At 49.5% G+C, this 20,593-nt stretch carries 17 protein-coding genes and 1 pseudogene; 3 read left to right on the top strand and 15 right to left on the bottom strand.

The genetic code is table 11. The features are described 5' to 3' along the window. The first annotated feature begins 151 nt into the window (after positions 1–151). A complete protein-coding gene (locus ICL07_RS08635) occupies positions 152–916 on the top strand; it encodes a lysophospholipid acyltransferase family protein (protein ID WP_188087514.1) in 765 nt (254 codons plus the stop codon). Then, complete coding sequence (gene priA / locus ICL07_RS08630; RefSeq protein ID WP_188087513.1) at positions 913–3,354, top strand: replication restart helicase PriA; 2,442 nt, start codon at positions 913–915, stop codon at positions 3,352–3,354. The genes ICL07_RS08635 and priA overlap by 4 nt, the downstream gene beginning before the upstream one ends. Here the strand turns inward: priA and ICL07_RS08625 are convergent, their stop codons facing one another. Both ICL07_RS08625 and ICL07_RS08620 read right to left on the bottom strand, forming a co-directional pair. Then, complete coding sequence (locus tag ICL07_RS08625; RefSeq protein ID WP_188087512.1) at positions 3,355–5,322, bottom strand: hypothetical protein; 1,968 nt, start codon at positions 5,320–5,322, stop codon at positions 3,355–3,357. 14 nt (positions 5,323–5,336) lie between these two features. After that, on the bottom strand, positions 5,337–5,993 hold the full coding sequence (locus ICL07_RS08620; RefSeq protein WP_188087511.1) for an oxidoreductase: 657 nt from the start codon (positions 5,991–5,993) through the stop codon (positions 5,337–5,339). A 42-nt stretch (positions 5,994–6,035) separates the two neighbouring features. Between ICL07_RS08620 and murB the strand changes: the two genes are divergently transcribed. Next, positions 6,036–7,049 carry a UDP-N-acetylmuramate dehydrogenase gene (gene murB, locus ICL07_RS08615; protein ID WP_188087510.1) on the top strand — a complete coding sequence of 338 codons (1,014 nt, stop codon included), beginning with the start codon at positions 6,036–6,038 and terminating at the stop codon, positions 7,047–7,049. Positions 7,050–7,199: 150 nt separating this feature from the next. Here the strand turns inward: murB and ICL07_RS08610 are convergent, their stop codons facing one another. From ICL07_RS08610 to ICL07_RS08550, 13 genes and pseudogenes are all read right to left on the bottom strand, one after another. Then, the gene (locus ICL07_RS08610) at positions 7,200–8,162 is read right to left on the bottom strand and encodes a YpdA family putative bacillithiol disulfide reductase (protein WP_188087509.1); all 963 of its coding nucleotides are present in this window, start codon (positions 8,160–8,162) and stop codon (positions 7,200–7,202) included. Positions 8,163–8,176: 14 nt separating this feature from the next. Then, the gene (locus ICL07_RS08605) at positions 8,177–8,875 is read right to left on the bottom strand and encodes a type 1 glutamine amidotransferase (RefSeq protein WP_188087508.1); all 699 of its coding nucleotides are present in this window, start codon (positions 8,873–8,875) and stop codon (positions 8,177–8,179) included. Positions 8,876–8,957: 82 nt separating this feature from the next. Then, positions 8,958–9,845 (bottom strand): class I SAM-dependent methyltransferase, encoded by an 888-nt coding sequence (locus ICL07_RS08600; RefSeq protein ID WP_188087507.1) that lies wholly within the window; start codon positions 9,843–9,845, stop codon positions 8,958–8,960. 142 nt (positions 9,846–9,987) lie between these two features. Then, on the bottom strand, positions 9,988–10,947 hold the full coding sequence (locus ICL07_RS08595) for a YeiH family protein (RefSeq protein WP_188087506.1): 960 nt from the start codon (positions 10,945–10,947) through the stop codon (positions 9,988–9,990). A 96-nt stretch (positions 10,948–11,043) separates the two neighbouring features. Further along, positions 11,044–11,889, bottom strand: a complete 846-nt coding sequence (locus ICL07_RS08590; protein ID WP_188087505.1) for a hypothetical protein — start codon at positions 11,887–11,889, stop codon at positions 11,044–11,046. A gap of 80 nt (positions 11,890–11,969) precedes the next feature. Further along, complete coding sequence (locus tag ICL07_RS08585) at positions 11,970–12,350, bottom strand: hypothetical protein (protein WP_188087504.1); 381 nt, start codon at positions 12,348–12,350, stop codon at positions 11,970–11,972. A 104-nt stretch (positions 12,351–12,454) separates the two neighbouring features. Beyond that, positions 12,455–13,027, bottom strand: a complete 573-nt coding sequence (locus ICL07_RS08580; RefSeq protein ID WP_188087503.1) for a hypothetical protein — start codon at positions 13,025–13,027, stop codon at positions 12,455–12,457. A 55-nt stretch (positions 13,028–13,082) separates the two neighbouring features. Continuing rightward, entirely contained in the window at positions 13,083–13,265 is a 183-nt protein-coding gene (locus tag ICL07_RS08575; RefSeq protein ID WP_223151785.1) for a hypothetical protein, read from the bottom strand. A gap of 143 nt (positions 13,266–13,408) precedes the next feature. Further along, positions 13,409–15,340: pseudogene (nagB, locus tag ICL07_RS08570) on the bottom strand (glucosamine-6-phosphate deaminase); the annotation flags it as partial. 225 nt (positions 15,341–15,565) lie between these two features. After that, entirely contained in the window at positions 15,566–17,857 is a 2,292-nt protein-coding gene (locus ICL07_RS08565) for a glycoside hydrolase family 20 protein (RefSeq protein ID WP_188087500.1), read from the bottom strand. A gap of 34 nt (positions 17,858–17,891) precedes the next feature. After that, positions 17,892–18,665 carry an endonuclease/exonuclease/phosphatase family protein gene (locus ICL07_RS08560; RefSeq protein WP_188087499.1) on the bottom strand — a complete coding sequence of 258 codons (774 nt, stop codon included), beginning with the start codon at positions 18,663–18,665 and terminating at the stop codon, positions 17,892–17,894. A gap of 98 nt (positions 18,666–18,763) precedes the next feature. Continuing rightward, positions 18,764–19,648, bottom strand: coding sequence for an alkaline phosphatase family protein (locus tag ICL07_RS08555; RefSeq protein ID WP_188087498.1), 885 nt, complete (start codon positions 19,646–19,648; stop codon positions 18,764–18,766). 80 nt (positions 19,649–19,728) lie between these two features. Next, a complete protein-coding gene (locus tag ICL07_RS08550; protein ID WP_188087497.1) occupies positions 19,729–20,493 on the bottom strand; it encodes a copper homeostasis protein CutC in 765 nt (254 codons plus the stop codon). Positions 20,494–20,593: the final 100 nt, after the last annotated feature.

The following is a 20,593-nucleotide window of genomic DNA, read 5'->3' as shown; positions in this document are numbered from 1 at the left end:
GAATTATTTTATCATTCTTGCATTTTATTATTTTATCATTAGTTATTTAATCAAATATGGTGGGGCTTTGCGATCTTAACCTTATCTTATGTGCCTTTGCGAGAAAAAAGTCGTAGTTTTCCGCCATCATTCACATTTCTACAAGGCGTTTATGAATTTTCTACTGAAACCGTTGCGTGTAATCTATGTTGTGTACGCCGCTATCGTTTTCCTGTCTATCATGTTTCTGATCCTGCCGCCCATTTTCCTGGCTTCTTTGCTGGGTAAGGAGAAAGGTGGGAATATCATCTTTTATTTCCTGCGTTTTTGGGCACATGTGTGGTTTCCGATGGTAGGCATGCGTGTTACCCGAAAATATGAATGTGAAAGAGATAAAGAGCCTTGTATCTATGTGGTGAACCACCGTTCTTACCTGGATGCGGCCATCGCAGTAAAAGTGATGCGTTTACCGTTCCGCCCGCTGGGAAAAGTAGAAATGTCAAAAATTCCGTTTTTCGGATTTATTTATAAAAATTCTGTGGTGCCGGTAGACCGTTCCAATGCGGCAGCCCGCGCCAGGAGCGTACGGGAAATGATGAGTGCGCTGAAAGCGGGTATCTCTATGCTGGTATTTCCGGAAGGAACCACCAATGAAACCAGTGAACCCCTGCGGCCTTTCCATAACGGCGCGTTCCGGATGGCCATCGAATTGCAGATACCTATCAAACCTGTTTTATACGTGGACGCCGGCGACCGCCTGCCCCACAGCCTGATGAAACTGAACCCCGGCAAATGCCGTGTGGTATTTCTGCCTAATATCCCGGTAGCGGGACTGACCCTCGATGATATCAACACGCTGAAACAACAGACTTATGATATCATGGACCGGGAACTCCGCAAATACCGCCATTATCCCACATTGCAACCCGTAGGATGAAGTACGCTGATGTAATACTGCCACTGGCGCTTCCTAAAAATTACACCTATGCAGTGCCTGAAAGCATGGAAGATGCTTTACAGCCGGGGAGCCGTGTGGCCGTACAGCTCGGAAAACAAAAAAAATACGCCGGTATCGTAAAAGCGGTACATGAACAGGCGCCTGCCTATAAAACCAAGCTACTGCTGGATATGCTGGACAAAGATCCGGTCGTATATCCTACACAGTTAGCCTTCTGGTCGTGGATTGCCAGCTACTACATGTGCAGCGAAGGGGAAGTGCTCAATGCCGCTTTGCCCGCACACCTGAAGCTGTCCAGCGAAACACTGTTGTTATATAATGATGCCTTCGGCGATGATTTTACCAGTCTCGATGATGATGAATACCTCATTGCGGAGGCGCTGCATATCCGTAAGGAACTGCGTATTGAAGAAGTACAGCTCATCCTGGATAAATCGGAAGTCTATTCTGTCATCAAAAAACTGATCGAGAAAAAGGTCTGCCTGATTTATGAAGAGCTGAAAGAAGTATATCGGGAGAAGAAAGAAAATTTTGTACAGCTGCATGCAGACTATCATCAGGAAGAGCAGCTGGCAGCCCTTTTCAACGATATGGGCCGTGCTCCCAAACAGATGGAGCTGTTGCTCGCTTTCCTGCATCTGCAGAAAACAGAAGGCGATGTAAAACAAAATGCGCTGCTGAAAAAATCCGGCGCTACTACCGCTCAATTGAAAGGGCTGGTAGATAAAAATATTCTCTGGATAGAAAAAAGAACGGTCGACCGTATCCGTACCGGTAAGGTAGATGCACAGATCGATTTTAACCTGAGCCCTTCCCAGGAAGTGGCGCTGGCGGATGTTCGCCGTCACTTTGAAGAAAAACAGGTAACTCTGTTGCATGGCGTTACCTCCAGCGGCAAAACGCAGATATATGTGAAGATGATGGAAGAATGCCTGGCCTCCGGCCGGCAGGTGCTGTATCTGTTGCCCGAAATAGCGCTTACGGCGCAAATCATCACCCGGCTGCAGAAACACTTCGGCAGCAGTATTGCCATCTATCATTCCCGCTTCAGCAACAATGAACGGGTAGAGATCTGGAACAAGGTGAAAAACGGTGAGGTACAAATAGTGCTGGGCGCACGTTCCAGCCTGTTATTGCCATTCCGCGACCTGGGACTGATCATCCTCGATGAAGAGCATGATGCGTCCTATAAACAACAGGACCCGGCGCCCCGTTATCACGCGCGGGATGCGGCCATCTACTACGCCAGCCTTTTTAAAGCCAAAGTGCTGCTGGGTTCCGCTACGCCTGCATTGGAATCGTATTACAACGCCAAACAGGGCAAATACGGGCTGGTAGAGCTGAACGAACGGTTTGGCGGCATACGGATGCCGGCTATCGATGTGGTAGACATCAAGCAGGAGATGGCAGAGAAAACGATGGACGGTAATTTCACACAAGCGCTGAAAACAGCCATCACCCAGAGCCTCGCCGAAAAGAAACAAGTGATTCTTTTCCAAAACCGGCGTGGGTATGCACCTTTTCTGCTATGTACTACCTGTGGCTGGATACCGCATTGTAAACAGTGTGATGTATCGCTGACCTATCACCGCAACCAGGATAAACTGCATTGCCACTATTGTGGTACCCGCTACCCTTACGTATATACGTGCGAAGCTTGCGGTTCTCAATCGCTGATCCCGAAAAGTTTTGGTACGGAAAAGATTGAAGACGACCTGCAACAGTTGTTCCCCGAAGCCCGCATTGCGCGGATGGATGTGGATTCTATACGGAACAAGGACAGTCACAATAAAATGATCCGTTTGCTGGAAGAGCAGGAAATTGATATCCTGGTGGGCACGCAAATGGTAGTAAAGGGACTGGACTTTGACAATGTAAATCTTGTCGGTATTCTCAGCGCCGACAGTCTTTTAAGTTATCCGGACTTCCGGGTAAATGAAAGGGCGTTTCAGCTGATGGAGCAGGTGAGTGGCCGTGCCGGCCGTAAACACGGCATGGGCAAGGTGTTGATACAAGCGAGCAATACCCGTCACCCGATACTGCATTACGTAAAGGAACACGATTATAAAAGCATGTATGAAGCGGAGATCGCCGAGCGGCAACAGTTTGGTTATCCGCCTTTTTACCGGGTGTTGAAACTCACGCTGCGGCATAAGAACCAACAGGTGGTAGAACAGGCTGCGCAGATATTGGCCAGCTGGCTGCAACCGCATATCGGCGCACAATTGGTAGGACCTGCCGCTCCGCTGGTAGCCAGGGTCCGCAACAATTACCTGCAGGAGATGTTGATTAAGCTACCCCGCGAAAGCAGGGTGATAGCCCATATTAAACAGGTGCTCCGGGAATACTTTATACAACTGCTGGCAGAGAAACGTTTCCGTTCGGTGGTGATTGTACCGGACGTGGATTGTGTATAACTACTTTTTTTTCACCAGTACCAGCGATTGCAGCTGTAGTTTCTTCAGTCTGTCCAGCATCTGCCCCATTACTTTTTTATCTTCCCCCTGAAATTCACTCTGGCTGTACCATTCGATTAAATAGATGTGCAGCTTGTTGTTTTCTTCCTCACATCTCATTTTGAGGCCAAGCACGTTATTGTGGGTGATATCCGCTGTGAAGGCTGCTTTATCGGCTATCGTGTAACCTGCCGGCAGATCGATGTGTACGCGTCTTTCCTGGTAATAGGGGAAAGCCAGTTCTATGGGGCGGTTACTTTCCGGAATGGTAAACTGGTAGCTCTGATGGCCGGCTAACAGCTGACCGATGTTGATCATGTATTGATCGCCGTCCTGCACAATGAGTCCGGGTGTTTCGATAGTACTGTTCACTACCACGGGTTTATCGAGCGGTGTGTTGGAGAATTTCTCATTCTGTGCTTCAAAAGACACCATAGTGCGGGTGCCGGGTACAAAAGGCAGCAGCGCGTTGAAGATGTTGTTGCGCAGCTCTGGTGTATTGGCCTGCATAAACGCCACTTTGGCGTTGCTGCCACCGTAGCCGCCGAAGGACTGGTTTACCTTCCATACCGGCTGACTGAGAGAGCTGAGCGTAGCGTCCAGGGTGCTGTTGCTGAAGGTGTACGCCGGCTGCGGTGTTACGATAAAGTCCGTAAGTACCTTGCTTTCATTACCTGCGAGCGTATCGCGGCAGCGGAGTGCCAGGGTGTTGCCCCACAGCGGCGGAAAACAGGGATAGCGTGTGTTCGTTTCCGTAGGAGCCAGCGCTTGTCCCTGGACAGGAAAATACAGCAGGATATTATTGGCAGCGGCGCGGTTGACCAGGTCTTTCTGCAAGGGGATGGTATCCCGGGAAGAAGTTACCAGCAGCTGCACCGGAATATTCAGCGTGTAATAGGCGGCCATCATGAGTTTCACCATACCGTTCCGGTCTGTTTGTTTGTTCCGGATAATAGTGGTAAGATCGGGCGCCTCGTAGAAATCGCTGGCTGGCCGGAGGCTGTAATTTGTTTTGATATATTGTTCCACCAGGTATATGAGTTGTGGAACCGGCAGCCGGTATTTGAGAAAAGGCCAGCGTTCCAGCTCTTTTTCCAGTTGTTTCTGTTCGTTTTTATTGATCGCCACGTAAGGGATATAAATATCTTGTCCGAATTGATCCCAGCTGAGGCGGGTGGTATCTTTGCCGGAAGTGACAGTATGCAGGGCAAAATCGATGCGTTGCAGCTGTGGCAGGTAGTAGTAGAGGTCGTTGACTTTCAGCGCCGGTACCTGGTGCAGGGCTACGTGGTGAAAATGACTGTTGTTGGCGATACTGTCTTTCACAGCAGGCACGCCATTGGCCGGATGAAAGCGGAATTGCATTTGCCGGGGCGCTACCAGCATAAATTGGGTTTCTTCACTGGCGATACCGGATTGCAGATAGTCTGCACCGGCATAGTCGAACGCTACTTTTACATTCAGTTCATATTCCAGTTCACTGCCGGCCTGTAGCTGGATATTACTCACGACAATGGCTACACGATCATCGGCCAGTTTGAGGGACCTTGTCTGGTCGGTAAGATTGGCGGTTTTGCCATCGGGGAAAACGGCCCTGATACGGAATCCGCGCAACACTTCCCCGTTTTCCAGCGTTAGCGCCAGCTGGGTAAGGCTATCGGCTGCCGCAGCGGTATTGATATGAATGCTTTTATAGGTGGTTTTATAGTGGGTAATGGCATCTGCCTTGTCCCGGTTGGTGATATTGAAATCACGCGCTATTTTATAGCTGGTGATATAATAGGGCGACTGTGCTGCCGCACCGGTAACGGTGGCAGGCCGAACGTCTTCTTTCCAGGTGCCGGGATAGTAGTTGTTGATCTGGGCGAATCCTAACAATGGTAAGCTGGCAATGCATATAGCGGAGAGGAAGAATATAAGTCGTTTCATGGTAACGAAGGTATCTAAATTCCTAAATTTTGTATGGCGTCTGATTCAAAGATATGCATTCCGGGATCAAACTGTTTGGCTACCCGTACCATGGCATGCGCTACGGTAGATGCTTTGATGCCCCTGTACTTTTTCCAGCGGCCCTGTAGCAGGAAGTAGAACAACTGGATAAGATATTTCCCCAGCCATTCGCCGAAACGGAATTCCTTGCGTTGACCGATCAGAAAAGAGGGCCGGAAAATATAGGTGCCTACAAAGCCCATGGCCAGCACTGCCTCTTCCGTTTGTCCTTTGGTACGCAGGTAGAAGTTGGAAGATTTCGGGTTAGCGCCGATGGAAGATATCATGAGGAATTGCGGGATATCCTTACGGCGTGCAATGGCGGCGCATCTGGTAGTGATACCGTAATCCACTGCCCGGAAATTCTCCTGGGTACCGGCTTTTTTGATGGTAGTACCGATGCAGGAGAAAAATACATCTCCCGTAATAGCAGCAGAAAGGCTTTCTTCGTCATCAAAGTCAACAATAACGCTTTCCAGGCCCGGATGCTGATGTGCCCAGGGATGGCGTACCAATACTTTCACCTTGCTGAAGTAGTTGTCCTGCAGGAGGGCAGATACCAGATGTGTACCGGTAAGACCGGTTGCACCGATGACGATCGCAGTTTTCATACAATTTCTGATATATTTGCTTCTATATAAAGTTAAGCTATTATGGTATCAGAAAATGTGCTGCTGCAATCCTACAATACATTTGGTATCCCGGCAACGAGCCGCTACTTTGCCCCGTTTGACAGCGAGCAGGCGCTGCTGGCATTGCTGGAGGAGCCACAGGTAAAGGGTGTGCCCCGGATGATCCTGGGAGGCGGCAGCAATATCCTGTTTACACAGGATTTTGATGGACTCATGCTCAAAAATAATATCAAAGGCATGAAGGTGGTAGATGAGGATAACGATCACGTATATGTGAAAGCCGGCGCCGGCGAGAACTGGCATGGCTTCGTACAATACTGCCTGTCCGCCGATCTGGCCGGTCTCGAAAATCTGTCACTGATACCGGGTAACGTAGGCGCCAGTCCTATGCAGAACATCGGGGCTTACGGCGTGGAGATCAAAGACTGTTTCCATTCGCTGGAAGCATTGCACCTGGAAGACCGGCGGGTAGTGACTTTCAGCAACAACGACTGTGCATTCGGATACCGGGAGAGCGTCTTCAAAAAACAATACCGGCATCAGTTTGCTATCCTGAGCGTTACCTACCGGCTCAACAAAATACCACATTTTAATACCAGCTATGGCGCTATCAACGAAGAACTGGAGCGCATGGGGGTAAAAGAACTGTCTATCCAGGCTATCAGCCAGGCGGTAATTAATATCCGCACTTCCAAGTTGCCCGACCCCGCTAAAATCGGCAATGCCGGCAGCTTTTTCAAGAATCCTTCCGTGAGTGCAGCTAAATACGAAGCGCTGAAAGCAGCTTTCCCGCAGGTAGTGGCTTATCCGTTGGCCGATGGTCATTTTAAACTGGCCGCAGGCTGGTTAATTGAACAATGCGGATGGAAAGGCTTCCGGGAAGGGGATGCCGGCGTACATGCCAAACAGGCACTGGTACTGGTCAACTATGGTCATGCTAAAGGCAGTGAAATTTATGCGCTTTCCCAGCGGGTAGTGGATAGTGTGACAGAAAAGTTTGGAGTGGAGCTGGAACGGGAGGTAAATATTGTTTGATTTACGGATTTATGGATTTACGGATTTACGGATTTTTGGGATGTATTAACCGAAGATCATATTTTGAGATCATCATTAATAGTATGGGTCAAAAGGTAATCTTCGGGTCATACATCCCAAAAATCCGTAAATCCGTAAATCCGTAAATCCCTAAATCTTAATTGATTGTATGATTTTATCTGCGTGTTCGCGGGAGTTCTCAATAAACCATATATGGGTGTCCATACCGCCGCAGACTACGCCGGCGAGATAGATATGTGGCATATTGGTTTCCATGGTCAGCGGATTATACACGGGCAGTTTTTTAGCATCGTCTGACAGTTGGATACCTGCATTTTTCAATAGCGCAAAATCAGGCTGGTAGCCGGTCATCGCAATAACGAAGTCATTGGCAAAAGTGACTTCTCCATCCGGTGTGTTGATTGTCACCGTTTGTTCCTCGATACTTTTGATGGTAGAATGGAAATAGGCTTTAATAGATCCTTCCCTGATTCTGTTTTCGATATCCGGTTTTACCCAGTATTTAACTCTTTTACCGATTTCGCCTTCACGGATGACCATGGTTACCTGGGCACCTTTCCGGTAGGTTTCTAAAGCGGCATCTACGGCAGAGTTATGGGCACCTACCACTACTACCTTGCGGGTAGCGTAGTAGTGCGGATCTTTATAGTAATGCGTTACTTTAGGCAAACTCTCACCGGGTACGTCCAGCAGGTTGGGAATATCATAGAAGCCCGTGGCGATGATCACATGGCGGGCATGATAGGCTGTTTTGGTAGTGGTGATAAAATACTCCTGTCCATGTGGCGCTATCTCTCTTACCTCCTCAAACAGGTTGATGTTGAGCGCTTCAGAGGTAGTCACGCGGCGGTAGTATTCCAGTGCTTCCGGCCGGGAAGGCTTGGGATTGATGGATACAAAGGGGATACCGCCGACTTCCAGTCTTTCTGAAGTAGAGAAGAAAGTCATGTACAGGGGATAGTTATAGAGCGAGTTGACGAGGCAACCTTTTTCAATGATGATATAGCTGAGCCCTGCTCTTTTTGCGGCCAGTCCGCAGGCAATTCCGATGGGTCCTCCTCCTATGATCAATACGTCGAAAGCAGCGTTCATAATAGCTTGTTTTTTTATAGTCCGGCCAGGTAATCCAGCAGCCGGAACATGGTTTGATTGTTTTCGTTGGCCAGGTACAGGTATTGTTCTATTTTTTCCGGGCTTTGCACGAAGGGCGCTTCGTTTGCGAAAGCGCCGCTGTTGCAGCGTAATATCTCCAGTATGGCGTTGCTGTTCATTTCCATATGAAACTGCAGCCCGATGATACGGTCGCCGTAAATGTACGCCTGGTTGCTACAGGCTGCCGAAGCGGCGAAGCGGGTAGCGCCGGGGGGTACGTCGAAGGTATCGCCATGAAAATGAAAGGTGTTCAGCCGGTGTGGCAGCACGTTTTCGAGCGGTGCTGCCTGTTCCTGGAAAGTGATGTCTATGGGAAACCAGCCTATTTCCGGTTGCGTATGCGGGTATACATTGGCGCCCAGGGCATAGGCCAGCAGCTGGGCTCCGAGGCAGATACCCAGTATTTTCTGTCCACGGCCGATAGCCTTCCTGATGAGGTCCAGTTCCGTTTGCATCCAGGGATAACGGTCCTGTTCATACACGCCCATAGTACCACCTACAATGAGGAGCAGGTCAGCTTCTTCCAAACCGCTGGTGTCGGGATCATCATCATACCAGCGGGTATGGCTGGTGGTATGCCCCGTGCGGGCTATCCAGTCTGCAATGCTGGCCAGTCCTTCAAAGGGAACATGTTGAAAATAGTGGATGTGCATGGTCTGTCCTGGTAAATGGTTATCCGAAGATACGGAGCAATCCCGAAGATTGATAACCGGAATTTTACCGGGAGCGGCATGGTTATTTTAGTTCGCTTCTTACTACGCGGAAGTATTCATAACCTTTCATGTTGTTGCTTTTCGCGCCAAAATATTGTTGGCGGTATTTATCTGCTCCGCCGTCGTAACGAACAATCATATTACGTTCATGCATAAACGCCGTGATGTTCCTGGGGTCCAGGCCATAATCCCAGTTTTCACCGGCACGCCGCAGGGTATTATTGATACGGGAGAAACCGCGGTAGTGACCGGGGTTTTCGAGTACCGCTTTATCGGGATAGCTTACAATCACCTGCGTACCGGGTGGGAAGCTGCGGATGAAGCTGAACATGGCTTCTGCCTGTGTTGCTTCCAGGTGGGTGCTGAGGTTTTCCCAGAGAAAGAGTGTTTTGTTACGATGGCGTTGATTGATCACATAAGGAGAGATGACATCGGCGAGTTGCTCTTTGTTCATATCCAGTTTTACATAATCCAGGTGGACAGCGGGTGATGGGATCAGTTCCCAGAGGCGGCTTTGTTTAAAATGCTGGGTGTCCGGATGATCTACTTCTACGAAGCTGACAGGTTTACCGAAGTTGAGCCGATGCGCTCTGGTGTCGAAGGTGGCGCTGAGAATAATGATTTGTGTGATGTCTTCTTCACGGACAGCCTGCAGGATCATGTCATCGATCAGTTTAGTACGGGCGATGGCGGCGGTATGCGTACCGGGCCATCGTATCTGGATATAGGCCGCCAGCAGTTTTCTGAAAAAAGGAATACGACAGCCGGAGATTAGCGTCTGGTGGTAGTTTGATAAAAAGGCTGCGGCGTACGGATCATGAAATAACCGTTCTTCAGCTGGTTTGGTACTTTCCATGGCCCGGAAAAGTGCCACATATGTACTGGATTTGGTAGATGGCGCCTTACTCATAAGGACTTTAACTGGTTGTTGATGATGAATAGTTTCTCGGGGGAGATGCTGGTCGTCTGTTGGTTATTTTTGCGTGACTTGAATATCAAATATATCGTAAAATTATCAAATCGAATCCGGGAAAATCACCCCCGTAAAATAATTACTTCACCAGTTGCAGGATAGCCAATAAGGCGCCCGCGCTAATACATATCCATAATACAATGCCCTGTAACAGCGGCTGCCAGCCTATCCCACGGAATGCCTGCCGGGTAAGACCGGCGCCAACCAGGAACAGGGTGAGGGAGAGCGCCGTTTTAGCGCTGTGTACGAGGAACGGTCCTACGGTGGCAACAGCGGGCACCCAGGTGTTGAGTATCATCGCAAGCAGAAAGAGACCAATAAACCAGGGTATTTTTATTTTGCCGCTGCTGTTGCGGAAAAGCAGGGTGGTGATAAAAGCTACCGGCATGATCCAGAGCGCGCGGGAGAGTTTAACGGTAGTGGCTATCTGTAAAGCTGTTTCCCCGTATTTGTTGGCGGCGCCTACAACGGAGCTGGTATCGTGTATAGCGATGGCGCTCCATAAGCCGAACTGCTGCTGGGAAAGGTTCAGCCAGTGGCCTACTGCGGGAAATACAAACAGTGCCAGGGAATTGAGCAGGAACACGATGCCCAGCGCAACGGAGATTTGTTTTTCGCCCGCTTTGATGACCGGAGAGATAGCCGCGATAGCGCTGCCGCCGCAGATAGCCGTGCCGCAGGCTATGAGGTGGGAAGTGCCTTTTTCTATTTTCAGTAACCGTCCGCTGATAACGCCCAGTAGCAACGTTCCTGCAATAGATATGACGGTGAACAGGAAGCCGGTTTTACCTGCCTGTAATGCAGCGTGGGCGTTCATACCGAAGCCCAGTCCGATAACGGAAAGTTGCAGCAGCCAGTGTGTTATTTTAGGGGTGATGTGCGCAAAAGGATTGCCTGTGGTTTGAGCAAGTGCCAGTCCCAATAACAGGGCTACCGGCGGTTGAACAACGGGTAACAGCGTAGCGGCAGCCGCCACGATAAAAATTAGTTTCGGTAAATGCAGGGCCTCCCGTGTATGTCCGGTCTTTTGTAATTGCATAGCAGCTTGATTTTTTCAGACACAAAGGTCTGTTCATTTGCTGCCGGAGTCAAATGGTCAAAAGTGATAGTCCATAACCACAGGTTATGACCTTGATTAATCCACGGAAACGATAAACTTGTTGAATTTAGTCGCAAAGTCTTCCTGGAGGCTCTTTTCAATGCCATTGAAATAATGGATGGAAAAGTTGCGTTGCAGCCTGCGGGTAGTAGTGCCTGCCAGGTCCAGCGGACGGGAATGCACCACGCCGATCAGTTGTTTACCCTGGCAAACCAGTACCATCCGGTACAGTGGGCTGGGATCGTCGATACCGCTTTCGTAGTTAAAATAAAGGGTGTAAGGGCGCAGGGATTTATCTTCTTCCAGTTTAAAATTATGGATAAAGGCCTGCATATCTTCTTCGCGGTGATCTTTATGTTGACGGAGATAGTTGATCAATGCCGTTTCTATGACGGTACCGCCGCGGATATTTTTCTTCTCCGTATAGCCGCTTAGGTTAGCCCACATTTTTTCGCCGTTGGTAGCCACCGGCAGGCGGATATCTTTCTCCAGTACGCCGGCCTCGACGCCATTGACTTTGAGTTTACGGCCCTTGCGGAACAGCGGTTTCGTATATTCGGCACCGGTAATGTCAATATCTACGCTGACAGGGTACCAGCCATCTTTCAACGGCGCACAGTGCACGGGTATATAGTCGGCCAGGGTGGCAATGATATCGCCTTTGGGACCGGAGCGGATAACGGTACCGGGAGATACCCTTTCTCCGACAACAGGTACTGCTGTGGTGGTGGAAGCAGCCGTTTTTTTGCCGGCAGGTTTCTTTTTGGCAGAGGTAGTAGTAGCAGCGCCGGTGGTTTCATCTTCATTACCAAACCTGCTATGTTTGTCCGAATGGCAGGCAAACAATAACATCGTTAGCGCCAGATAACAAAATTTCTTCATAATTGATTGGTACACAAAGTGTAAGATAGGTAAAATTATCCAATCGGAGATTTTGTTTCCGGAGCGATGGCAGGTTGATCTCAGAATTCTGAGAAGATAACGTGATCGCCTATCTGTAGCCGGCGGATTTCCTTCATGCTGGAGAAGGGGTCCAGGGGCGACCAGGCAGCGGCGGTGAACAGTTGTACCGACTGGCCCCGGAGTTGTTGTTCCAGGCTGTTGATATTGGTAGCAGGGAGCAGGTTCTTTTTGATATAATAGATCCGGGGATCATTTTTCAGGTGGATCACGTAACCGGGGGAACTCTGGCTGACTTCCAGCACTTGTCCGGTTACCGGTTTGCAGGTGTTTTTACTGATCCGGCGTGCGGAAGGGATGCCGGAAATGAGCAATACAAGAATGAAACAGGCTACGATCAATAAGGTAGCCGGGCCTTTGTTGCTGGCTTTGTTGTTCATCATCAGTTGGCAGGTGTTGTAGTGGTAGTAAGTTATAGGTAATGCTCTAATGTACGAAAATATATGAATAAAAAAAGCAGGCTGTAAGCCTGCTATGTATCAATGTCTTAATTTTTTTTCGAATCGGTTTCATCTTCCCAGTCTTCGCTTTCGTCCCAATCTTCATCTTCATCCCAGTCTTCATCTTCTTCTTCGATCAGGAGGCTTTCATCGGAGCCGGGTTCCACGTTGTTGGCGCGCCAGTGGGCCACTATTTCATCGTTCTTTTTCTGAATGGCGTCGAAGCTGGTAATTTTTTGCTCGTCGAAGCGGATTTCCACATCGGGGAGAGCTTTGATGGCGTTGAAACAGTTTTCCAGCAGGGCGATGTTGGCGGGTGCATTACGCAGTGCGCTATACGAAAGGCGGATAGCGTCGAAAGGACCGCTGTTGTGAAATACTTCTTCTCCGTTGAGCATGGGGAAAAGCCAGATCAGCACGTCGTCTCCGGCCTCCAGGTCGTCATTCAGAATACCAAAAAAGTCGTCCAGTTGTTCAAAGCCCAGCGGCGCCAGTTGCATAAAAGTCTGGCTGCGTGGTGGGAATTTCGGATGTTCTTCCCCTGTGATCAGAAACAATTCGCCGAAGCGGGGTTTATCCTTGGCTACAAACCGGAAGTCAATGAGGATATCGTTTTCCATTGATGGCTTTTCGTTTATACTGTAATTTAATGGTTTAATTGGAAAGGTATTTAAATTATTTGTCCTGGATAAGCGCTGCCACTATCTTGCGGTAAGCGTTTCCGTACTGGTTGATACGGGGAATATGCTCATCCGGCATTGTTGTTATGCGACGGATATTCATACGGGTAGTATCATATGTTGCCACGTTACCCAGGCGGGTTGCAGCGGACATAGCGTTTGCACGGGTTAGATCCATGCGGTAAATGTAGGATTTTTTCACGCAAAGAGCGCAGTGGAGGCAAAGAGTGCAAAGGATTTAATAAGAAATGACAAGAAAGCAAAGAGCGAAGGTCAGACATGGCCTTCGCTCTTTGCTTTCTTAATATGTCTTTGCGTGAACTACATGAAGTGGTAACGGACAAACGCTTCCATCGCCGCGTATTTCTGCAGCCCCAGCTGGTCGTACAGGTTAGCGGTGTTGGCGTTACGGTCTTCCGCACGTTGCCAGAATTCGCGCAGGTCGGTACCCTGGAAAGGCACCACGTCTTTCTGGCTTTGGTGGATGAAGATACCGAGGCGTTTCTGGAGTACCTGGTCAGGGCTCATAGGAACAGCCATTTCAATTTCGTGGATATCCCATTCCTGCCATGCGCCTTTGTACAGCCATACCCAGCAGTCTTTCGCCCAATCTTCGTTTTTCACGATGTCGAGGGCAGCGAAGATGATATCCAGACATACTTTGTGGGTACCATGCGGATCGGCGAGGTCACCTGCGCAATAGATCTGTTGTGGTTTTAATTTGCGGAGCAGTTCTACTGTCAGCTGCACATCTTCCGGACCCATTGGTTTCTTTTCCACCAGGCCGGTTTCATAGAACGGCAGGTTCATAAAGTGGGCATTTTCTTCCGGGATGCCTACGTAGCGGCAGGTAGCTTTTGCTTCGCAGCGACGGATCAGGCCTTTGATAGCGCGGTTTTCCGGCGTATCCTTCTGGCTTGGTTTTTTACCGCGGATAAATGCTTTGGCTTCGTCCAGGATCTGGGAGCTTTTGCTTTTATCGATGTCGAACATGCCTTCAAAACCTACGGCGAAGTCGATGAAACGCAGCAGGAACTCGTCGGTAACAGCGATGTTACCGGAAGTCTGGTAAGCTACATGTACATCGTGGCCTTGCTCATGCAGGCGGATGAAGGTACCGCCCATGGAGATGATATCGTCATCAGGGTGCGGAGAGAAGATCAGGACGCGCTTTTTAGCGGGTTCGGAACGTTCAGGGTGATTAGGCAACTGCGGACCAGGTTTGCCACCAGGCCAGCCGGTGATGGTGTCGCGGATACCGTTAAATTCTTTGATATTGAGCTCGTATGCAGAACCGTATTGAACGATCAGGTCGTTGAGACCATTTTCGTTATAGTCTTTATCGGTGAGCATCAGAATGGGCTTGTTCAGCTTCAGTGCCAGGCTGGTAACGGCTTTGCGGGTCAGACCGGGAGTCCATTCGCAATCGCCGGTGAGCCAGGGCTCTTTGAAGCGGGTCAGCTCAGCTGAAGCCTGTTCGTCGATCACGAATTTGCAGTTGCTGTGCTGTTGTAACAAGGACGCAGGCACCTGGTCGGTGCTGTGACCTTCTACTGAGCGGCAAACGATTTTAGCTTTATGAGAGCCCCATGCCATGAGTATCACCCGTTGCGCTTTGAATATAGTGCTCAGGCCCATGGTGATGGCTAAACGCGGAACCTGGCTCATGTTAGGGAACTCGTAGGCATTAGCCAGACGGGTGCTGTTGTCCAGTGTTACCAGGCGGGTGTGTGAGTTGATGTTGGAACCCGGCTCGTTAAAACCGATATGCCCGTTGTTACCGATGCCCAGGATCTGGAGATCCATACCACCCACGGCTTCAATACGTTTGTCGTAATCAGCGCAATATTGTTTGATCTGATCTTTCGGTATAGTGCCATCAGGAATATGGTACTGTCCTTCCGGGATATCGATGTGATTGAAGAGATGTTCTTTCATAAAGCGGTTGTAGCTCTGCAGCGCATCCGGCTCTATGGGATAATATTCGTCGAGGTTAAAGGTGATCACATTTTTGAAGCTCAGCCCTTCCTCTTTGTGCAGCCTGACTAATTCGGCATAGAGATATTTGGGGGTGGAGCCAGTGGCCATACCCAGCACGCATTTTTGATTGGCAGCGGCTTTTTCGCGGATCAACGCGGCAATTTCCTGTGCTACTGCTTTGGAACCCTCTTTCGCAGAAGGGTGTATTTCCACAGCAATTTGCTCAAAGCTGTCAATCAGTTCGATTTCCTGATGATTAATCGTCATTTGTAAACGTTTTTGATTAGATGCGGTTTAAAAACGAGCCGGAAAATTAAAAAAAATACTGCTAATCTCTGCTAAATTTTAGCTCTTATTTAATTTAAATTTATTTTAACTTAATAAGAACGTTTTTTATATTGTAATACATTCTTATCCGGCAATGTTTTAAACAGCTTTAGGTGTAGGAGTCATTCATAAATAAATCGCCCGGCCTGTAAGCCGGGCGATTTTGCTATATTATTGTATGATCATTTCATCAATGAAGAGCCAGGAGGGGCTGCCTGCGCCTACTGCTCCGGCGGGAATGGTGCCGAAGTTGGTGACGTTGAGCTTAACAAAGCGCCCGCGGGCATCTACTTTACCTCTTACCTGGTTAATACCGGTCTGGCTGAAGGCGGTTTGTTTATATACCTCTTTATAGGTCTTGCCATCTTCTGATACGGAAAAAGTGACTTGTTTGGGAGGATATACCCAGTTATTGCGCAGGTTCAGCGTATTCATACCTACCAGTCGGATGTCCTGTACGCTATCCAGTTCTACTACCGCTTCCATGTTTTTGCCGTTATAGCCAAACCACTGCCCGTCGTTATAGGAGGCCAGGCCTTCTATACCATTCACCAGTGCAGCGGCATTACCCGGATCATATTCCTTGCCGGGCGGGGTGGCGAGGGTCACCTTTTTACCCAGTCCTTTGTGGAACAGGAAACGCTGGCTATACTCGTTGCCGAAGGGCTTGTCGCCCTGGAATACCTGCGCACGGAGGGTACCGGACTGTTGTATTTGTACCGGGCCTGTATAGGCCGTGGATTGCAGGGTAGGAGCGGTACTGTCGAGCGTATACACGATTTTGCCACCATCCAGCTTACTGTCGAGTTTTACGGCCACGCCTTTGTCGTTTTCGGCTACGGTGCCGGTAACTTCAAATACGTGTTTGGCGTAGTTTACTTTCTTCTGATCGAGGCGTTTTACATGCACTTTCAGTCTTTCCACGAAGTTGTCGTAGTTGCGTTTATCGGCTGGTGACCACAATACTTCTGCCAGGGCGGAAGCGCGGGGGTATACCATATATTCGAGGTAATCGGTGTTGGCGATGTATTCTGTCCACAGGTTGGCCTGCGCGCCTTTGATATATTTCGCTTCTTCCTTGCTCAGTTCTGCCGGTACGGGCTCGTAGCTGTATACTTTGCTCACGGGGGTAAAGCCGCCGATAGCCAGTGGTTCGTTGTGGCCTTGTGACTGGTAGTGGTCAAAGTAGCAGAAGTTACCCGGCGTCATGATCACGTCGTGGTGCTGTTTGGCAGCGGCGATACCGCCTTCGATACCGCGCCAGCTCATCACAGTAGCGTTGGGAGCGAGGCCTCCCTCGAGGATTTCATCCCAGCCAATGATCTGACGGCCTTTGCTGTTCAGATATTTTTCCATGCGCTGTATGAAATAGCTTTGCAGGGCATGGGCATCTTTCAGACCTTCCTGTTTCATGCGGGTCTGGCATTTGGGGCATTTTTCCCAGCGTACCTTAGGACATTCGTCTCCTCCGATGTGGATGTATTTGCCGGGGAACAGCGGCAGTACTTCATCCAGTACATCCTGGAGGAAAGTGAATACGCTGTCGTTGCCGGCGCAGAACACGTCATCAAACACACCCCATTTGGTTCCTACTGCATAGGGACCGCCGGTGCAGCCCAGGTTAGGATATGCGGTGAGGGCAGCGAGGGCATGGCCGGGCATTTCTATTTCAGGGATGACGGTCACAAAATGATCGGTAGCGTATTTCACCACTTCTTTTACCTGCTCTTGTGTATAATAGCCACCATAGGGTTTGCCATCATATTGCTGGTTATCTTCCGAATAATGTCCTACCATCGTTTCCTTCCGTTTGGAGGCTACTTCCTGCAGGCGGGGATATTTTTTGATTTCGATGCGCCAGCCCTGGTCTTCCGTCAGGTGCCAGTGAAAAGTGTTGAACTTGTGCATGGCCAGCAGATCGATATATTTTTTGATGAATTCCACCGGGAAGAAGTGACGGCCCACATCGAGGTGAAGGCCACGGTAGGCAAAGCGGGGAGCGTCGGTGATGCTGACGCCGGGAATGTACATGGCTTCCGCCTTTTGTACGGGCAGCAGCTGAATGAGCGACTGTACGCCGTAGAAAGTGCCGGCGCTGCTGTTACCGTTGATGGTAACGCCTTTGCTGTCTGCATTGAGCGTATATCCTTCCGCGTTAGTGCTGTCATTGCCGGAATGCAGGGTGATGGCGTTTCTGTCACCTTGTTCTTTGATATCCAGTTCATAGCCGGTAAACTCTTTCAGCCAGGCGTTGAAGAGGGCGGCTGTTTTGCGGTCAGCCTCACCGGAAGCCACGATCACAGTATGTTTGTCGAGCAGGAATGAATCCTGTTTTTCTGTTACGCTGGCCGGCATCGGGATAATGCTCACTTTTCCTTTAGGCGCGTCTGCATGGCGCGAACCGGAGCAACTGCCCAGGGCGGCGGCGCCACCCAGCAGGCACAGGTAGATCCATTTTTTCATTGACACTTTTTGCATTTCGATGATGATGATAAAATTATTTCAGTTCCAGTTCGCTCAGTACGGGACGGTGGTCTGAAGCCACGGCTTCTTCGATGATCCGTGCTCCGGTTACGTTCCAGCGGCTTTTCGGGTGAACCATGATATAGTCCAGCTTAACCCGTGGGGTATCGGAGGGGAAAGTTGGTCCCATCTGTTGCGTAGCGTCTGTGAATAGTTTCTTTAACGTATTGATTTCTTTGCTGGCAGGAATAGCATTAAAATCGCCTGCCAGTACGACGGGCGTATTGGTTTCCTTAAAATATTTCACCAGGGCGCCTGCCTGCGCAATGCGGTTACCGGCGGATCTTTCGGCATCGAGGTGGGTGCTGATGAAGTGCAGCAGGCTATCGCCCGGCAGCTTCACGGTAACAATACCGGCCACCCTGGGCTCTACCGCATTTTTTGCTATGGAAGGCAGTGGTAAGGTAATGGCTTCTGTGATCGGGAAACGGGAAAGTATCCCAGTGCCGTAGCCGCCGCCATCGTAGTCCATGGCTTTGGCGAAATAAGTGTACATACCGGTGATTGCTGCCAGTTCTTTAAGCTGGTCGGTGTTTTTGGTGCGTTGGGTAACACTGTCCACTTCCTGCAGCGCTACCAGATCGGGGTTGGTAGCGAGAATCACGTTGGCAATTCCCTGTAGGTCGAGCACGCCTTTCATGTTTTCACCGTGGTGAATGTTGTAGGTCAGCACTTTTACCTTTTGCATTTGGGCAGTAAGTGATAAACCTGTCAAACAAACGACGGTGATGAGCAGCAATCTTTTCATAGCATTTAGATTTAGATATTTTCGATTTTTTGATTTACGGATTTCGGGGATTAAATCATTCAATAAATCACAAAATTCGTAAATCAAAAAATCGTAAATCATTTAAAAGCTTCAGTTACAGGTCTCCCGGTCCATACCTGCGGTGTTTTCAGTCCGAATATCCAGGCGATGGTGGCAGCAGTGTCGTACGTAACAACACTGTTCGTCAACGCTTTGTTTGCCTGTACGCCTGGTCCGCGGATGATCCAGGGAATTTGCATTTCTTCCATGGTTTTGCCGCCATGGCCCTTTTTAATGCCGCCGTGGTCGGCAGTGAGGAGGATAATAGTATTATCCCACATGCCGGCGTCTTTTACAGCCTGCAGTATTTGGCCCAGCAGTTCATCATTCTTTTTCACCTGGTCGAAATAGGGCTGTATATTATGACCAATATTGTGCCCAACACCATCGGGCTGGTCGAAATGTATAAAAAGGAAGTCTGGTTTTTTCTCTTTGATATATGCTACAGACGCCGCTGTGGCCAGACTGTCGTTGTCTTTGGTGCCTAGGTCCTTATTAACCGCAGCTTTGGGGAAGAGGTATCCGATACCTTCCCAGCTGTAGATCACGCCTATTTCCGCGTTAGGTTTCTGTTCGCGCAGTATGGTATAGATAGAAGGGAACATACCATACTGATCGAGGGTGCGGGAGGGCAGTTCGGGTTTACGGCTGTCCCATTCGGTGTAGCCGTGGATTTCCGGGCCTGCGCCCATCACCATGGATGCCCAGTTGACAGCGGAGGACGAGGGCAGTACGCTGCGTGCCTGCAGTGTCCAGGCGCCTTCCTTCATCAGCTGTTTCATGTTGGGATTGTCCACCTTCGGAAAACAATAGGCGCCAAAACCATCCATCCCGATGAGGATAACATGTTTGACCCCTTTGACTTGTGCCTGCGCGCATAGTGCACCCAGCAACAGTCCGGTTGCGATGATCAGTTTTTTCATTTCCTTGTTCACTTTTAAATGGCTTGCACGGCCGTACAGGGGCCGTGCAGCATAATATGATTGTTCTCTGCTAAGATAGCCTACTGTTTTATCTCCTGCAAGGCTTTTTCCCCTCTTTCACGAATTAATAATACTTCCTGGCGTTGGGTTTGGGAGATCCCGTATTCAGGTACGCCGGGAATACCGCCCATGCTCACATTAGGATTGCGGTATATCATGCCACTTTCCTCATAGGCTTTGGCGGAGGTGTGGAATTCTGTTACGCCGGTAGTTTTGATTAACTCCGCGATGTTATTGGCTCTCACGCCGGAACCGGCCATGATGGCGATGCGGTCGTTGGCACGTTCTACCAGGTCTTTCAGCAGTGAGGCGCCTTCTACCGCAGTATTACGGGCGCCGGAGGTCAGGATACGTTCGCAACCGATTTCAATGATCGCTTCCAATGCTTCGAAAGGATTATCCGTCATATCAAAGGCCCGGTGGAAGGTAACACCCATAGGCCAGGCCAGGTCTACCAGTTCTTTACAGCGGTGTTTATCTACCCGGCCGTCGGCGGTGAGGATACCGATTACCACGCCATTGCAACCGAGTTCTTTACATAGCTGAACATCTTTTTTCATCACTTCAAATTCCAGGTCGGAATAGAGGAAGTCGCCGCCTCTGGGGCGTATAATAGGGTAGAGATCTATTTTAACTTTTTCCCGCGCAATGGCGATGGTAGCGTAGCTGGGGGTGGTGCCGCCTTCCAGCAGGTTATCGCATAGTTCGATGCGTTGGGCGCCGCCTTCTTGGGCAGCGATGCAGGAAGCGACGGATGCAGCGCATATTTCGAGGACAAAAGACATAAGCAGTGATTTACGGATTTATTGATTTACGGATTTATTGATTTGATGGGCACTCAACGATCCCTGAAATCAAAAAATCCGTAAATCAAAAAATTCCAAA

Origin of the sequence: Chitinophaga qingshengii, from assembly GCF_014529935.1 — a bacterium.
Classification (GTDB): Bacteria; Bacteroidota; Bacteroidia; order Chitinophagales; family Chitinophagaceae; genus Chitinophaga; species Chitinophaga qingshengii.
This window is presented reverse-complemented; position numbering and strand designations above follow the sequence as displayed.

Coding starts and splice junctions, on each gene's coding strand:
- ICL07_RS08635 (WP_188087514.1), top strand. CDS start 152: ATGAATTTTCTACTGAAACCGTTGCGTGTAATCTATGTTGTGTACGCC.
- priA (WP_188087513.1), top strand. CDS start 913: ATGAAGTACGCTGATGTAATACTGCCACTGGCGCTTCCTAAAAATTAC.
- ICL07_RS08625 (WP_188087512.1), bottom strand. CDS start 5,322: ATGAAACGACTTATATTCTTCCTCTCCGCTATATGCATTGCCAGCTTA.
- ICL07_RS08620 (WP_188087511.1), bottom strand. CDS start 5,993: ATGAAAACTGCGATCGTCATCGGTGCAACCGGTCTTACCGGTACACAT.
- murB (WP_188087510.1), top strand. CDS start 6,036: ATGGTATCAGAAAATGTGCTGCTGCAATCCTACAATACATTTGGTATC.
- ICL07_RS08610 (WP_188087509.1), bottom strand. CDS start 8,162: ATGAACGCTGCTTTCGACGTATTGATCATAGGAGGAGGACCCATCGGA.
- ICL07_RS08605 (WP_188087508.1), bottom strand. CDS start 8,875: ATGCACATCCACTATTTTCAACATGTTCCCTTTGAAGGACTGGCCAGC.
- ICL07_RS08600 (WP_188087507.1), bottom strand. CDS start 9,845: ATGAGTAAGGCGCCATCTACCAAATCCAGTACATATGTGGCACTTTTC.
- ICL07_RS08595 (WP_188087506.1), bottom strand. CDS start 10,947: ATGCAATTACAAAAGACCGGACATACACGGGAGGCCCTGCATTTACCG.
- ICL07_RS08590 (WP_188087505.1), bottom strand. CDS start 11,889: ATGAAGAAATTTTGTTATCTGGCGCTAACGATGTTATTGTTTGCCTGC.
- ICL07_RS08585 (WP_188087504.1), bottom strand. CDS start 12,350: ATGATGAACAACAAAGCCAGCAACAAAGGCCCGGCTACCTTATTGATC.
- ICL07_RS08580 (WP_188087503.1), bottom strand. CDS start 13,027: ATGGAAAACGATATCCTCATTGACTTCCGGTTTGTAGCCAAGGATAAA.
- ICL07_RS08575 (WP_223151785.1), bottom strand. CDS start 13,265: ATGGATCTAACCCGTGCAAACGCTATGTCCGCTGCAACCCGCCTGGGT.
- ICL07_RS08565 (WP_188087500.1), bottom strand. CDS start 17,857: ATGAAAAAATGGATCTACCTGTGCCTGCTGGGTGGCGCCGCCGCCCTG.
- ICL07_RS08560 (WP_188087499.1), bottom strand. CDS start 18,665: ATGAAAAGATTGCTGCTCATCACCGTCGTTTGTTTGACAGGTTTATCA.
- ICL07_RS08555 (WP_188087498.1), bottom strand. CDS start 19,648: ATGAAAAAACTGATCATCGCAACCGGACTGTTGCTGGGTGCACTATGC.
- ICL07_RS08550 (WP_188087497.1), bottom strand. CDS start 20,493: ATGTCTTTTGTCCTCGAAATATGCGCTGCATCCGTCGCTTCCTGCATC.